At 70.5% G+C, this 15,087-nt stretch carries 13 protein-coding genes and 1 tRNA gene; 7 read left to right on the top strand and 7 right to left on the bottom strand.

The annotated features are described in order from the left end of the window. Positions 1-115: 115 nt before the first annotated feature. Positions 116-592: an SsgA family sporulation/cell division regulator gene (locus K9S39_RS27885; RefSeq protein WP_248866064.1), complete on the top strand. Its 477-nt coding sequence runs from the start codon at positions 116-118 to the stop codon at positions 590-592. 98 nt (positions 593-690) lie between these two features. Here K9S39_RS27885 and K9S39_RS27880 read toward each other — a convergent pair whose 3' ends face one another. The 3 genes from K9S39_RS27880 to hppD form a co-directional block, all read right to left on the bottom strand. Beyond that, entirely contained in the window at positions 691-813 is a 123-nt protein-coding gene (locus K9S39_RS27880) for a ribosomal protein L7/L12 (protein WP_248866063.1), read from the bottom strand. A 322-nt stretch (positions 814-1,135) separates the two neighbouring features. Further along, the gene (locus tag K9S39_RS27875) at positions 1,136-2,500 is read right to left on the bottom strand and encodes an FAD-binding oxidoreductase (protein WP_248866062.1); all 1,365 of its coding nucleotides are present in this window, start codon (positions 2,498-2,500) and stop codon (positions 1,136-1,138) included. A 70-nt stretch (positions 2,501-2,570) separates the two neighbouring features. Next, positions 2,571-3,728, bottom strand: a complete 1,158-nt coding sequence (gene hppD, locus K9S39_RS27870; RefSeq protein WP_248866060.1) for a 4-hydroxyphenylpyruvate dioxygenase — start codon at positions 3,726-3,728, stop codon at positions 2,571-2,573. Between the two features lie 129 nt (positions 3,729-3,857). Between hppD and K9S39_RS27865 the strand changes: the two genes are divergently transcribed. The 5 genes from K9S39_RS27865 to K9S39_RS27845 all read left to right on the top strand — a co-directional run bounded on the left by K9S39_RS27865 (position 3,858) and on the right by K9S39_RS27845 (position 8,293). Then, complete coding sequence (locus tag K9S39_RS27865; RefSeq protein ID WP_248866059.1) at positions 3,858-4,325, top strand: Lrp/AsnC family transcriptional regulator; 468 nt, start codon at positions 3,858-3,860, stop codon at positions 4,323-4,325. A 17-nt stretch (positions 4,326-4,342) separates the two neighbouring features. Beyond that, the gene (locus K9S39_RS27860) at positions 4,343-4,990 is read left to right on the top strand and encodes an ABC transporter permease (RefSeq protein WP_248866058.1); all 648 of its coding nucleotides are present in this window, start codon (positions 4,343-4,345) and stop codon (positions 4,988-4,990) included. Then, positions 4,983-6,245 (top strand): betaine/proline/choline family ABC transporter ATP-binding protein, encoded by a 1,263-nt coding sequence (locus K9S39_RS27855; protein WP_406708029.1) that lies wholly within the window; start codon positions 4,983-4,985, stop codon positions 6,243-6,245. Before K9S39_RS27860 ends, K9S39_RS27855 begins: the two co-directional genes overlap by 8 nt. A gap of 63 nt (positions 6,246-6,308) precedes the next feature. Next, on the top strand, positions 6,309-7,205 hold the full coding sequence (locus tag K9S39_RS27850) for an ABC transporter permease (RefSeq protein WP_406708028.1): 897 nt from the start codon (positions 6,309-6,311) through the stop codon (positions 7,203-7,205). Beyond that, complete coding sequence (locus K9S39_RS27845) at positions 7,205-8,293, top strand: glycine betaine ABC transporter substrate-binding protein (protein ID WP_248866057.1); 1,089 nt, start codon at positions 7,205-7,207, stop codon at positions 8,291-8,293. Before K9S39_RS27850 ends, K9S39_RS27845 begins: the two co-directional genes overlap by 1 nt. 150 nt (positions 8,294-8,443) lie before the next feature. On the opposite strand, the gene K9S39_RS27840 is transcribed toward K9S39_RS27845, so the two are convergent. From K9S39_RS27840 to K9S39_RS27830, 3 genes are all read right to left on the bottom strand, one after another. Continuing rightward, positions 8,444-9,235 (bottom strand): S16 family serine protease, encoded by a 792-nt coding sequence (locus tag K9S39_RS27840; RefSeq protein ID WP_248866056.1) that lies wholly within the window; start codon positions 9,233-9,235, stop codon positions 8,444-8,446. 153 nt (positions 9,236-9,388) lie between these two features. Further along, entirely contained in the window at positions 9,389-10,030 is a 642-nt protein-coding gene (locus K9S39_RS27835) for an IclR family transcriptional regulator (RefSeq protein WP_248866055.1), read from the bottom strand. Between the two features lie 320 nt (positions 10,031-10,350). After that, complete coding sequence (locus tag K9S39_RS27830) at positions 10,351-12,144, bottom strand: DEAD/DEAH box helicase (protein ID WP_248866054.1); 1,794 nt, start codon at positions 12,142-12,144, stop codon at positions 10,351-10,353. Between the two features lie 254 nt (positions 12,145-12,398). Here K9S39_RS27830 and K9S39_RS27825 point away from each other — a divergent pair. Further along, a tRNA-Cys gene (locus tag K9S39_RS27825) sits at positions 12,399-12,470 on the top strand. Positions 12,471-12,606: 136 nt separating this feature from the next. Here the strand turns inward: K9S39_RS27825 and K9S39_RS27820 are convergent. Then, positions 12,607-14,940, bottom strand: coding sequence for a xanthine dehydrogenase family protein molybdopterin-binding subunit (locus tag K9S39_RS27820; protein WP_248866053.1), 2,334 nt, complete (start codon positions 14,938-14,940; stop codon positions 12,607-12,609). Between the last annotated feature and the right edge of the window lie 147 nt (positions 14,941-15,087).

The following is a 15,087-nucleotide window of genomic DNA, read 5'->3' as shown; positions in this document are numbered from 1 at the left end:
GAGGTCCGCGAAAAAAGTTGTGCGAAGTCGTGTAAGAGACCGGCGGATGACACCTCTCTCCGTGTGCGGGCCCGTTCCGGGCGCCCGCACAGGGAGATTCAGAGAGGCGGACGCAATGCACACCGTGGTGGAACGAGAACTCGAACTGGGCCTGGTGCTGTCTCCGGAGCACAGCATTCCGGTGCCGGCCCGGCTGACCTACCGGACGGATGACCCGTATGCCGTCCATGTCACCTTTCACATCGGTTCGGACTCCCCCGTCAACTGGACTTTCGCCCGCGAACTGCTCGTCGAGGGCGTGTTCCGGCCGTGCGGCCAGGGCGACGTCCGGGTCTGGCCGACGAAGCTGGACGGCCGCAGCCTGGTCTGCATGGCACTGAGCTCGCCGGACGGCGACGCCCTGCTGCAGGCCCCGGCCGGGGCGGTCTCGGCGTGGCTGGAGCGCACCCTGCGGATCGTGCCGCCGGGGTCCGAACAGGGGCATCCGGGCCTCGACGAAGGGCTGAGCGAACTGCTCGCCATGACACCGCGCGACGGTCTCGACCGCACCGACCCCTGGCCGTCGGACGAGACCCCGGAAGCCGGGGCGTAACGGCGTGGCCGCTTGGGCCGCATCCGGAGAAAGGGCGTTAGCCGTGCATGCCGGCGTGACGTGGCCACGGCCTCGCCACGCCGGCGACGTCACGGCCTTCACCGCATCCGGCGTTCCACCGCTTCCTTGGCCTCCGAAAGGCCGGAGCCGGTGAGTTCACGGTGCAGCTTGATCGCCTGGATCCTCTTGCCCTGGCGCAGCAGCTCATCGATCTCGGCCATCCCCGGGTCCTCGGGCTCCTCGGCGCCGAGGTGCGCCAGCAGCAGATCGACCTTGCGCTCCAGGAGCTGGATCCTGCGGTCCAGCTGCTTGGCGCGGCGGTCGGTGGTCGGTGGTCGTGGCTACGGCGATCACGGTGAGGAACAGCGCGGGGAGCAGGAAATCCATGGCCGGAACTCTACGGTGAGGTGGGGCATGGGCACGACAGGGGCCTGCACCCCCTACGACAGGGGCCTGCACCCCCTGTGTTTGCCCCAACGATGCCGAGTCAGAAGACGTTCCCCCGGTCGCTCCCCCGGTCCAGAACAACCTCCCCGGACCGGTTCAGAACAGCTTCCCCGGATTGAGCAGCCCCAGCGGATCGAAGACCTGCTTGATGCCGCGCTGCAACTCCATGCCCACCGGGCCCAGTTCGCGTGCCAGCCACTCCTTCTTCAGGACGCCGACGCCGTGTTCGCCGGTGATCGTGCCGCCCAGTTCGAGGCCGAGCGCCATGATGGCGTCGAACGACTCGCGGGCCCGGCGGGACTCGTCGGCGTCGGTGGCGTCGAAGCACACGGTCGGATGGGTGTTGCCGTCGCCCGCGTGCGCGCAGACGCCGATGGTGAGGCCGTACTTCTCGGCGATGGCGGCGGTGCCCTCCAGCATGGCGGCCAGCCGGGAGCGCGGTACACAGACGTCGTCGATCATCGTGGTGCCCTTGATCTGCTCCAGGGCGGTCAGCGTCAGCCGCCGGGCCTGCAGCAGCAGGTCCGACTCGGCGGCGGTCTCGGCCGGGACGACCTGGGTGGCGCCGGCCGCGGTGCACAGTGCGCCGACGGCGGCGAGTTCGCCGGCCGGTTCCGGGTGGTCGAAGGCGGCGAGCAGCAGCGCCTCGGTGCTGTCCGGGAGGCCCATCCGCGCCATGGCGTTGACGGCGCGGATGCTCGTACGGTCCATGAGTTCCAGCAGCGAGGGGGCGTGGCCACGGGCCATGATCTCGCAGACGGCTGCGCAGGCGGCCGCGACGGAGGGGAACTCGGCGGCCAGGGCGAGCTGTTGGGGCGGCTCCGGTTTGAGAGCGAGGACGGCACGGACCACGATGCCGAGGCTGCCCTCGGAGCCGACGAACAGGCGGGTGAGGTCATAGCCGGCGACGCCTTTTGCGGTGCGGCGGCCGGTCGTCAGCAGGCGTCCGTCGGCGAGGACCACGTCCAGGCCGAGGACGTATTCGGCGGTGACGCCGTACTTGACGCAGCACAGGCCGCCGGACGCGGTGCCGATGTTGCCGCCGATCGAGCACTCCTCCCAGCTGGAGGGATCCGGCGGGTAGTAGAGGCCGTGTGCGCCGACCGCCCGGGAGAGGGCGGCGTTGACGACCCCGGGCTCGACGACCGCGATCCGGTCGACCGGGTTGATCTCGATGATCCGGTCCATCTTGACCAGCGAGAGCACGAGGCAGCCGTCGGAGGCGTTCGCGGCGCCCGACAGCCCCGTCCGCGCGCCCTGTGGGACGACCGGGACGCGCAGTGCGGTGGCGGTACGCATCACGTGCTGGACCTGCTCGACGGTGCGCGGCAGCACCACGACGGCGGGCGTGCCGGCCGCGCAGAAACTCGCCATGTCGTGGGCGTAGGAGCCGGTGATGTCGGGGTCGGTGAGTATGGCGTCACCCGGGAGTCCGGCGCGCAGACGTGTGATGAGGTCCATGCCGCCCAGCGTGACATCCGTGGGCCGTACACGGAAGATCGTGTACGGCCCGTGGGACGGGTCCTCCGCGTCAGAGATTCCCGCGCCGCTCCTGTTCCCGCTCGATCGCCTCGAACAGCGCCTTGAAGTTGCCCTTGCCGAAGCCCAGGGAGCCATGCCGCTCGATCATCTCGAAGAAGACGGTCGGGCGGTCCTGGACCGGCTTGGTGAAGATCTGCAGCAGATAGCCGTCCTCGTCGCGGTCGGCGAGGATCTTCAGTTCGCGCAGTTCGTCGAGGGGGACGCGGGTGTCGCCGACCCACTCGCCGAGGGTGTCGTAATAGGTATCCGGTACGTTGAGGAACTCGACGCCCGCAGCGCGCATCTGACGGACCGTCGCCACGATGTCGTTGGTGGCGAGGGCGATGTGCTGCACGCCGGGGCCGCCGTAGAACTCCAGATATTCGTCGATCTGCGACTTCTTCTTGGCGATGGCCGGTTCGTTGATCGGGAACTTCACCTTCTTGGTTCCGTCCGCGACGACCTTGGACATCAGGGCGGAGTACTCGGTGGCGATGTCGTCGCCGACGAACTCCTTCATGTTGGTGAAGCCCATGACCTTGTTGTAGAAGGCCACCCACTCGTTCATCTTGCCCAGCTCGACATTGCCGACGCAGTGGTCGACGGCCTGGAAGAACCGCTTCTCCGGGGGCTCGACGACGGGTGCGACGGGTGCGAAGCCGGGCAGGTACGGGCCGTCGTAGCCGGAGCGCTCGACGAGCGTGTGCCGGGTCCGGCCGTAGGTGGCGATGGCGGCCCGGACGACGGTGCCGTACTCGTCCTTGGTGTCGTAGGGCTCGGTGAGGCCGGTCGCGCCGTGCTCGACGGCGTACGCGTACGCGGCGCGGGCGTCGGGGACCTCGATGGCGAGGTCGATGACGCCGTCGCCGTGCGTGGCGACATGGTCGGCCAGGAAGCGGCCCCAGTCCGTCATGGGCTTGATGACGGAGGTGAACACGAACCGGGCGCCGCCGGATTCGAGTACATAACTCGCGGTCTCACGGCTGCCGTTCTCCGGTCCGGCGTAGGCGACGCGCTTCATACCGAAGGCGGTGGAGTAGTAGTGCGCGGCCTGCTTGGCGTTGCCGACGGCGAAGACGACCGCGTCCATCCCCTTGACCGGGAAGGGGTCCGCCTGCCGGGCCGTACCGGGGGTGCTGGGATTGGTGTGCATCGTGGTGTCTGCCATGGCCGCAGAGTCTCTCCGTTCCACAAGATGCGCAATAGTTTGTGGATCCGCTGGACATTATGCATAGCAGTACGGCGGTTCTGCCGGGCTATCTGTGCAGGATGACCATCAAAAACGGAGGCACGGGCGATGGCGATCGATCATTTGGACGGGGCCCTGCTGGAGCTGCTCGCCCGGGAGCCGCGGATCGGTGTCCTGGAGGCGTCCCGGCGGCTCGGGGTGGCGCGCGGGACGGTGCAGGCACGGCTCGACCGGCTTCAGTCGAACGGAGTGATCCGGGGTTTCGGGCCGGATGTGGACCCGGCCGCGCTGGGCTATCCGGTGACCGCGTTCGCGACACTTGAGATCAAACAGGGCCAGGGCAGCGACGTACGCGCCCACTTGGCGACCGTTCCGGAGGTGCTGGAGCTGCATACAACGACCGGACATGGGGACATGCTCTGCAGACTGGTCGCCAGGTCCAACGCCGATCTGCAACGTGTGATCGACCGCGTTGTGGGTTTTGATGGCATCGTGCGGGCCTCGACGGCGATCGTCATGGAAAACGCGGTTCCGTTGCGCATCATCCCGCTGGTGAAGCAGGCGGCGGGAGACTGACCCGAGGAGAGCGCCGAGTGAGCTTCTGGGAGTACGTCGGCAACCGGCACACCCAGCTGCTGACGGATACGCTTCAGCATGCAAGCGCAGTGTTCCAGTGCATGGTGATCGCCACCGTCCTGGGGGTCGCCCTCGGTGTGCTCACCTACCGCAGCGACTGGGCGGGCGGCCTGGCCACCACCACGACCGCCACCATCCTGACCATCCCCTCACTGGCCCTGATCGGGCTGCTGATCCCGCTCGTCGGCCTCGGTGTGGCCCCCACCGTCATCGCGCTCACCCTCTACGGGCTGCTGCCGATCGTCCGGAACGCCATCGTCGGACTGCGCGGGGTGGACCCGGCCCTGGTCGACGCCGCCAAGGGCATCGGCATGTCGCGCGCCGCCCGGCTCTTCCGGGTCGAACTGCCGCTGGCCTGGCCACCGATCCTCACCGGCATCCGCGTCGCCACCCAGATGCTGATGGGTATCGCCGCCATCGCCGCGTATGCCTCGGGCCCCGGCCTCGGCAATGAGATCTTCCGCGGGATCGCCTCGCTGGGCAGCGCGAACGCGCTCAATCAGGTGCTCTCCGGCACCGTCGGAATCGTCGTCCTCGCCCTTCTCTTCGACGCCGCGTACGTCCTCATCGGACGTCTGACCATTCCCAGGGGGATCCGTGCCTGAGACATCCGGGACCGGAAACGGGACGCCTGCCACGCAGTCCAGCACGCCGCCCGTCTCCGGCGCCGGCATCCGGCTGGAGAATCTGACGAAGATCTATCCCGGCAGCCCGGTCCCGGCGGTGGACAACGTCACCATGGAGATCCGGGCCGGTGAGCTGGTGATCTTCGTGGGGCCGTCGGGCTGCGGCAAGTCCACCACCCTCAAGATGATCAACCGGCTGATCGAGCCGACGTCCGGACGGATCCGGATCGGCGACGAGGACGTCACCGGCATCGACCCGGTAAAGCTGCGCCGCAAGGTCGGCTACGCCATCCAGCAGTCCGGCCTCTTCCCCCATATGACCGTCGCCCAGAACATCGCCCTGGTCCCGAAGATGACCGGCTGGTCCAAGGCGAGGATCACCAGCCGGGTCGAGGAGATGCTCGACCTCGTCGGCCTGGACCCGGGCGAGTTCCACGGCCGCTACCCCCGCCAGCTCTCCGGCGGCCAGCAGCAGCGCGTCGGCGTCGCCCGCGCGCTCGCCGCCGACCCGCCCGTGCTGCTGATGGACGAGCCGTTCGGCGCCGTCGACCCGATCACCCGCGACCACCTGCAGGACGAGCTGATCCGGCTCCAGCACGAACTCCACAAGACCATCTGCTTCGTCACCCACGACTTCGACGAGGCGATCAAGCTCGGCGACCGGATCGCGGTGCTCCGCGAGCGCTCCCACATCGCCCAGTTCGACACCCCCGAAGCCATCCTCACCAACCCCACGGACGACTTCGTCTCCGGCTTCGTGGGCGCCGGCGCCGCCCTCAAGCGGCTCAACCTCACCCGCGTACGGGACGTCGGCTTCGTCGACTTCCCGACCGCCCGGATGGACGCCCCCCTGGAGTCCCTCGTCGCGCTGCTGCGCTCCGGCACCACCAACGAGGTGCTGCTGCTCGACCCGAACCGCCGCCCGTACAAATGGCTGCGCCGCGGCGATCTGGCGCGCGCCAAGGGGACACTGGCGCGGGCCGGCACCCTCGTGCACGACACGGTGACCCGGGACGCGACGCTGCGCGACGCCCTGGAGGCGGTGCTCACCGACAGCGCCGGCCGGGTCGCGGTGACCGGACGGCGCGGTGAGTACATCGGCGTGGTCGACATGGAGACGCTGATGAACAACGTCCACCAACTGCTGGAGGCGGACCGCCTGGACGCCGCCGCACAGCGGGACGCGCCCGATGAGCAGGACGGCTCCCGGGGGGCCAGGCATGAGCGAGCGTAGCGAGCGAATCATCGGAAGGTGCGCGCCTCGCGAATGCGAGGCCGAGCGTAGCGAGGTGTCGGCATGAGCCCGGACGACGTCGGGGACGACGCGAGCGGCCCGCGCGGGGAGGGGCAGTCGGCGGGCGAGCGCACGGTGGACATGGCCTTCCTGGACACCACCGAGATCGAGGAACGGGAGATCGCGGCCGGGGAGGCACCCGCCCCGCCCTCCCGCGGCCCGCGCCGGATCAGCTGGCAGAAGTGGACCTTCATGCCGGCCTTCCTGACCGTCGCGCTGCTGGTCACCTGGCTGTGGTTCACCCACACCACCCTGGACTCCATCGCCCGCCAGGCGGTCGACGACGGCAAGGTGTGGCTCGCGCTACGCCAGCAGATCCAGCTCACCGCGTACTCCACCTTCTTCGTGCTGATCATCGCGATCCCGCTGGGCATCGCGCTCACCCGCCGCCGGCTGCGCGCGGCCGGCCCGTTCGCGCTGGCGGTCGCCAACCTCGGGCAGGCCGTCCCGGCCCTGGGTCTGCTGATCCTGCTGGTCATCTGGCTCGGCATCGGCGCCCGGTCCGCCATCATCGGCATGGTCATCTACGCCACGCTGCCCGTCCTGGCCAACACCATCGCCGGGCTGCGCGGAATCGACCCGACGCTGACCGAGGCCGCCCGCGGTATCGGCATGTCCCCCACGGGCGTCCTGACCAGGGTCGAACTCCCCCTGGCCGTACCGCTGATCCTGGCCGGTGTGCGCACCGCGCTGGTCCTGAACGTCGGCACCGCGACGCTGGCCACCTTCGGCGGTGGCGGCGGCCTCGGTGACCTGATCTCGGCGGGCATCATCACCCAGCGGATGCCCGTACTCGTCCTCGGTTCGGTGCTGACGGTGGCGCTGGCGCTGCTGGTCGAATGGCTGGCCTCGCTCGCCGAACTGCTGCTGCGGCCGCGCGGCCTGGAGGGGAGTTCCTGATGGCGCCCTACGGAGCCCTCCGCCACGACCCGAAGGGCATGGGTGGGGGCGCCCCCTGGGGAAACCTCCCAGCGGTGGCTGAGGGAGGGACCTGGGGGACTGCCCCTGTCCGACGCCGCTCCGTCGTGCTCGCGCTGGCCGGCGCGCTGCTCGCCGCCGTCGGCCTGAGCGGCTGCGGCCTGGTCAGCGGCAGCCCGATGACCGACGACGTCAAGCCCGGCACCGTCGGCCGGGGCGAGCCCCTCAAGGGCGCCCAACTCACCGTCACCTCGAAGGAGTTCACCGAGAACATCATCCTCGGGCAGATCATGGGCCTGATCTTCAAGGCGGCCGGCGCGACGGTCATCGACAAGACCAACATCCAGGGCACGATCGGCGCCCGTGAGGCGGTCCGGACCGGCGCCGCGGACGGGATGTACGAGTACACCGGCACCGGCTGGATCACCCACCTCGGCCACGAGAAGCCGATCCCCGACGAACAGAAGCAGTGGGAGGCGGTCCGCGACGCCGACCGGGCGAACGGCCTCGTCTGGCTTCCGCAGTCCACCCTCAACAACACCTACGCGCTGGCGCTCAACCCCGCCAACGCGAAGAAGTACGGCGTCAAGACCCTCTCGGACCTCGCCGCGCTGCTGAAGAAGGACCCCGACGCGGTCACCCTGTGTGTGGAGAACGAGTTCGCCACCCGCAACGACGGCCTGCCCGGCATGGCGAAGGCGTACGGGATGAGCATCCCGCCGGGCAACATCAGAAAGATGTCCGCCGGCGTCATCTACACCCAGACCGTCAAGGGCACGGCCTGCACCTTCGGCGAGGTCTACACCACCGACGGGCGCATCAAGGCGATGGGCCTGACCGTCCTGGCCGACGACAAGCACTTCTTCCCGAACTACAACGCGGCGCCCGAGATGAACGCCGCGACGATGAAGAAGTACCCGCAGATCGCCGGACTGCTCGCGCCCGTCACCAAGGCCCTCGACAACACCGTCGCGCAGCAGCTCAACCGCAAGGTCGATGTGGACGGCGAGGATCCGCACGAGGTCGCCAAGGAGTGGCTGATCGAGAAGGGGTTCATCAGGGAAGGCTGATGTTCGTCAAGAAGGGCTGACCGGGCCGGAAGAAGGGCTGACCAGGCCGGCCCAGCCGGGGCGGTTGGGGGCCCGCTCAGCCGTGGGAGTTGGTGGCCGGCCCAGCCGTGGGGTTGAGGACCGGCCCAGCCGTCGGAGTGCGGGGCCGGCTCAGCAGGCCGGGACCTTGGCCCCGGTCCGCAGGGCCCTGAGGGCGTCCACCGCGCCGTCCAGGGTGCGCACGGGGATCAGCCGCATGCCCTGGGGAAGCTCCGCGCGGGCGTCCGCGCACTCCTTCTCGGGGACCAGGAAGACCGTGGCGCCGTCGCGGTGCGCGGCCTGCGTCTTGAGCGGCACACCGCCGACCGCGCCGACCTTGCCGCCCGCGGTGATGGTGCCGGTCCCCGCGATGGTCTTGCCGCCGGTCAGATCGTGCCCCGTGCCGTCGCCGTCCAGCTTGTTGACGATGCCGAGGGCGAACATCAGGCCGGCGCTGGGCCCGCCCACGTCCTGCAGGCTCAGCTTGACCTCGACGTCCTTGTCGACGTCCTTGCCGGACCGGTGCAGCCGGCCCAGCGCCGCGGCGGTGGCGGTCTCCTGGGACTTCTTCATCTGCGCCGCGTTGTGCTTCGCGATCTCCTCGGTGGTGTCGCCCACGGGATAGACGGCGTCGCGCGGCATCACCGCCTGGTCCGTACGGGACCAGCCCTTGATGACGTCCAGCAGATGGACGGAGGCGTCCGGACCGGTGGCGACGATCGAGGTCATCCGCAGCTGGCCAGTGGTCCGGCGGGTGTCGGCGCCGGTGATGGTGATGACCGGCTTGCCCTTGGCGTCGCCGAGGACATTCGCCGTCATGCCCGGATAGGCGACCGAGAACGGCAGCGGCGCGAAGGCGGCGGTGGCGAGCAGGGCGACGACGAGGGCGGTGCAGAGCGCCAGGGTGCGGGTGCGTGCAGACACCCGGCCACCATAAGCGACCGTCGCACCACCGGCCTCCGGCAGCGCTGCGGCCTCACCACAGCGCAACAGGCTCACCACACGACCCACGTGCCGAACGCATACGCCCTGCCGGCCTCCCGGCGGCACGTCCCCGGCTCAGCACGGCGCCCCGGCTCAGCGCAGCGCCTCGGACACCTCGCGGGCCGCCTCGATCACCCGCGGCCCGACCCGCTCGGAGACGGTGTCCGCGAGCATCACCACACCCACACTCCCCTCGATACCGCTCACCCCGAGCAGCGGCGCCGCCGCCCCGCTCGCACCCGCCTCCAACTCCCCGTGGGTCAGGGCGAGTCCGCCGTCCTGGGGCCGGCCCTGCCGCCCCTTGAGGATCGCCCGGCCGGCGGCCCCCCGGTCCAGCGGATGACGGAACCCGGCACGGTAGGCGACGTGGTAGTCGGTCCAGGTCGGCTCCACGACGGCGACGGCCAGCGCCTCGGTGCCGTCGACCAGGGTGAGATGCGCGGTGGCGCCTATGTCCTCGGCGAGCGAGCGCAGCGCGGGCAGCGCGGCCTCTCTGACGAGCGGATGCACCTGGCGGCCCAGGCGCAGCACTCCGAGGCCGACCCGGGCCCGGCCGCCGATGTCACGGCGTACCAGAGCGTGCTGCTCCAGCGTCGCGAGCAGGCGGTAGACCACGGTGCGGTTGACGCCGAGCTTGTTGGACAGCTCGGTCACGGTCAGTCCGTGGTCCGTATCGGCGAGCAGTTTGAGGACACGCAGTCCTCGGTCGAGCGTCTGAGAGGTCTCCGCGGTCACGACGCCCCCTTCTCAGGTGAGTGGCGGCTTCGCATGGCGCGCTGCGAGTCCCGTAGCAGCGCGCGCAAGAGGCCGCCGGCCGCTTGGCACCGGCTGCGCTCCGCGGCGGCGCTGCCACGGGGCGTATGCGTGACCGGGACAGTAGCGATCCGGTCCGGTCAGCGGAAGAGTCCGTCCAGAATCCGGTCTTTCCCGCCCGGAATGTCCCGACTGATCCCTAGGTGGTGAGCCGTTTGTCCTTCAGCGAGGGCTGAACCGTTGTCCGGGCGTTACGGGGAGGCGGGCCGCCGGAGCGGACAAGAAAGGGCCGGGGCAGCCCCTCACCGCATCCGGGTGGCCCACTCCCGTACCTTTTTGATCCGCTCGTTCAGCTGCCCGGCGGTGGCCTCCGCGCTCGGCGGCCCGCCGCACACCCGGCGCAGCTCGGTATGGATCACCCCGTGCGGCTTACCGCTCTGGTGGACGTAGGCGCCCACCAGCGTATTGAGCTGCTTCCTCAACTCCAGCAGCTCCTTGTGCGTGACCACCGGCCGCCGCTCGGCCGGAATCTCCAGCAGATCCGCCTCCGCGTCCGGCTTCTTCCTGCTGTGCGCGATCTGCCGGGCCTGCCGCTTCTGCAGCAGCATCTGCACCTGGTCGGGCTCCAGCAGCCCGGGAATGCCGAGGTAGTCCTGCTCCTCCTCGCTGCCCGCGTGCGCCTGCATGCCGAATTCGGCACCGTCGTAGAGCACCCGGTCGAAGACCGCCTCCGACTCCAGCGCCTCGAACGAGAACTGCTCCTGCTCCCCGGTGTCCTCGTCCTGCGCCTTGCTGGCCTCGTCCATCTCCTTCTCGGACTCGGCGTAGGGGTCTTCGTCCCCCTCCTTCTTCGGCTTGTCGAGCACGTGATCGCGCTCGACCTCCATTTCATTGGCGAAGCCGAGCAGCATGGGGACGGTCGGCAGGAAGACCGAGGCCGTCTCGCCGCGCTTCCGGGACCGTACGAACCGCCCCACCGCCTGCGCGAAGAACAGCGGCGTCGAGATCGTCGTGGCGTAGACGCCGACCGCGAGCCGCGGCACGTCCACGCCCTCGGACACCATCCGCACCGCGACCATCCAGCGGTCGTGCGACCGCGAGAAGTCATCGATGCGCTGCGAGGCGCCGCTGTCGTCGGAGAGCACGAGGGTGGCGCCCTCCCCGGTGATCTCCCGGATCAGCTTCGCGTACGCGCGGGCCTGCTCCTGGTCCGACGCGATGACGAGCGCCCCCGCGTCCGGTATCGCCTTCCTGACCTCCGTCAGCCGCTGATCGGCGGCGCGCAGCACATTCGGCATCCACTCGCCGCGCGGATCCAGCGCGGTGCGCCACGCCTGCGACACCGCGTCCTTGGTCATCGGCTCGCCCAGCCGGGCCGCGATCTCGTCGCCCGCCTTGGTGCGCCAGCGCATATTGCCGCTGTAGGAGAGGAAGATCACCGGCCGGACGACGCCGTCGGCGAGCGCGTTCCCGTATCCGTACGTGTAGTCGGCGGACGACCGCCGGATCCCGTCGTTCCCCTCCTCGTACTGCACGAAAGGGATCGGGTTGGTATCCGACCGGAACGGCGTGCCGGTGAGCGCCAGCCGCCGGGTGGCCGGCTCGAACGCCTCCAGGCAGGCCTCGCCCCAGGACTTGGAGTCACCGGCGTGGTGGATCTCGTCCAGGATGACCAGCGTCTTGCGCTGCTCGATCCGGTTGCGGTGCAGCATCGGGCGCACGCCGACGCCTGCGTACGTCACCGCCACGCCCTGGTACTCGCGGCCCAACGGGCCCGCGCTGTACTCCGGATCGAGCTTGATTCCGATCCGGGCCGCGGCCTCCGCCCACTGCTTCTTCAGATGCTCGGTCGGTGCGACGACCGTCACCTGCTGCACGACGTGGTGATGCAGCAGCCACGAGGCGAGCGTGAGCGCGAAGGTGGTCTTACCGGCGCCGGGCGTCGCGACGGCGAGGAAGTCCCTGGGCTGGGTCTGGATGTACCGGTCCATGGCCGCCTGCTGCCAGGCACGCAGCTTGTTCGCGGTACCCCAGGGGGCCCGGCCCGGGAAGGCCGGGGACAGGTGGTGGTTACTGGTGGCGCTGGTGGTAGTCACGGTCTCCGTCGGGCGGGTCGGCGATCGGCAACCGCGTCAGCCTACCGGTGCCCCCGTTCGCACTCGGGGGTTACCGCCCCGGGTCACCCGGGGGTGGGACCGAGGTCACATCGCCTCACACCGCGTCATGCAGCGCGGCCGGCCGACGAGCGACGCCGGTTCGTGAACCCCGTATTGCAGTCTCATGGCAGCCCGTACGGCACCCTTGCCCACGCCCCCGCCCGGCGGCCTAGAGTCGGGACATCACCTCATCCGGCCGTGTGCCCGAGTGGCTGAGGGGCTCGCCTGCAAAGCGAGTTACGCGGGTTCGATTCCCGCCACGGCCTCGATACGCACCGCGCGTACGCGTAGGAAGGCGGCCCCCACACTGTGGGGGCCGCCTTCCTACGCGTTCACCGGGTGTCCCGGGTCTCCACTCGTCTCCGTCGGGCGGACCGGCTCCACCAGCGCCCGGCCCGCCCGCTAGGGCTGCACCGCCTGCGCCACGGCCGCTTGGGGGCGGATGGGCAGCCGCCCGATCGGCCGCCCCGTCGCCGCGCGGACCGCCGATGCGACGGCGGCCGGTGACGTGACCACCGGGACGGCACTGGCCGCCTTGGCGCCGAACGGCGCCACCACGTCCCGCTCCTCGACGAGTCTGACGATCCGGATGTCCGGGGCGTCCAGTGCCGTCGGCAGCACGTAACCGGTGAAGTCGGGATGGCGGACCTGGCCGCGCGTGGTGCGCAGGTTCTCCATCAGGGCCGCGCCGACGCCCTGGGTGACGCCGGCCTCGATACGGGCCCGCAGCTGGCGCGGGTTGAGCACTCGCCCCACGTCCTGCGCGACGGACATCTCCACGACCCGGACGGTGCCCAGTTCGATGTCGACATCGGCGACGCAGCGGATGGCGCAGAAGGCCAGGCCGACGAACGCGTCCCCCTGCCCGGTCTCGTCCAGCGGCTCGGTCGGGTGCGGCCGGCACTGGGCCGTGGCCCACAGTTCCTTGCCGTCCAGCGCCTCCGCGACCGTCGTGCTGAGCACCCCGTCATAGGACGTGATCTTGCCGTCGGTGATCTGGAGCAGCTCGGTGGACATACCGAACTTGTGCGCCAGGGGCTGCAGGAGCTGGGTACGCACCATCTTGGCGGCCCGTTCGACGGCGCCGCCGGAGACCCAGGTGTGGCGGCCGTGGCAGGCCGGGCCGGCCGGTGGCTGGTCGGTGTCGACGCCCGCGACATGCACCTCCTCGATGCCGAGCGTCTCCTGCACGATCTGCCGCGCCAGCGTGGAGAACCCCGAACCGGTCTCCACGGCGGCGCAGATGACGGTGGCGACCGAGCCGCTGACCTTGACCGTCGCGGTGGACACCTCGTCCGAGCCCTCCGCGCCCAGCATGTGCACCATGCCCAGCGCGTAGCCGACACCGCGGCGCACCGCGCCCGGTTCGCCCGCGCCCTCCGGGCCGCCCGGAAGCAACCACTCCGCTTCGGGGGTGTCCTTGGGCAGCTCAGGAAGCGGCGCCTCCCGGACGGCGTCCAGCAGCTCCGCCACCGGGGCCGGGCAGGTGACCGTCTGCCCCGTGGGCAGCAGATCACCGGTGGCCATCACATTGCGCATCCGGATCTCGTCCGGCTCCAGTCCCAGCCGGGCGGCGAGCTTGTCCATCTGCCCCTCGTGGGCGGCGCAGACCTGCAGCGCCCCCTCGCCCCGCATATGGCCGGACGGCGGGTTGTTGGTGCGCACCGCCCAGGCGTCGATGACGGCGTGCGGGACGACGTACGGGCCGCAGGCGAACGAGACGGCGGCAGCCAGCGCGTCGGCGGAGGTGTCCGCGTAGGCACCGGCGTCCATCAGGATCTGCGCCTCCACCTTGACCAGCTTGCCGTCGGCGTCCGCGTGGTGGCGGTAGCGCAGCAGCGTGGGGTGACGGTGCGCATGCGCGAGGAAGGACTCCTCACGGGTGGCCGCGAGCTTCACGGGGCAACCGGTACGCAGCGCCAGCAGGCCGAGGGAGAGCTGGATGCCGGGGTCCTCGCGGTCCGCGGTGGCCCCGGGGACGCCGGTGACGACGACCTTGACGCGTTCCGGGTCCAGCCCGAAGGAGGCGGCGGCCAGATCGCGGTCGGTGTGCGGATCCGTGGAGGCGGTGTAGATCTCCACGCCGCCGTCGGGACGCGGCACCGCGAGTCCGGCCTCGGCCCCGACGGGAGCCGGGTCCTGGCGGCCGATCCGGTAGAGCCCCTCGACCATCACCTCGCCGACCGCGTCGGCGTCGCCGAAACGGAGCGGGATGTGCCGGATGAGGTTGCCGTCGGGGTGCAACGGCTCGGCCTCGAAGGCGAGCTGCGGGTCGGTGACGGCGTCCAGGACCTCGTACTCGACGGCGATGGCGGCGGCGGCCAGCCGTGCCGTGTCCGGGTGGTCGGCGGCCACCGCGGCGATCGGCTCGCCGTGGTGGCGGACCTCGTCCTTGGCGAAGAGCGGACGGTCGGCGGTGCCCCGGCCGTGTCCGGCGTCGCCGGGGACGTCCTCGTGCGTGACGACGACGCGCACGCCCGGCATCTCCGTCGCGTGCTTGGTGTCGACGGACAGGATCCGCGCGCGCGGATGCGGTGAGCGCAGCACCGCGGCCCACAGCAGCCCCTCGGCCCACAGGTCGGCGGCGTACGGGAAGGTGCCCTCGGTCTTGGCGGCCGCATCGGCGGGCGCCAGGGAGACGCCCAGCCCGAGCTGCGGCGGCTCGACGGGCGGGATCGGGACACCCGCTGCGGGGGTCGCGGTGACGGCACCGGCGCCGTCGGTCGTGCCGCTCATGCCGAAGCCTCGCTTCGCTCGGCCTCGCATTCGCGAGGCGCGCACCTCTCAATGACTCGCTCGCTGCGCTCGCTCATGCCGAAGCCTCGCTCCGCTCGGCCTCGCATTCGCGAGGCGCGCACCTCTCAATGACTCTCCGCCAGTCTC

It is taken from the genome of Streptomyces halobius (assembly GCF_023277745.1).
In the GTDB taxonomy this organism is placed as follows: Bacteria; Actinomycetota; Actinomycetes; order Streptomycetales; family Streptomycetaceae; genus Streptomyces; species Streptomyces halobius.
Note: the sequence above shows the minus strand (reverse complement) of the source record. Positions and strands in the feature narration are given on the sequence as shown.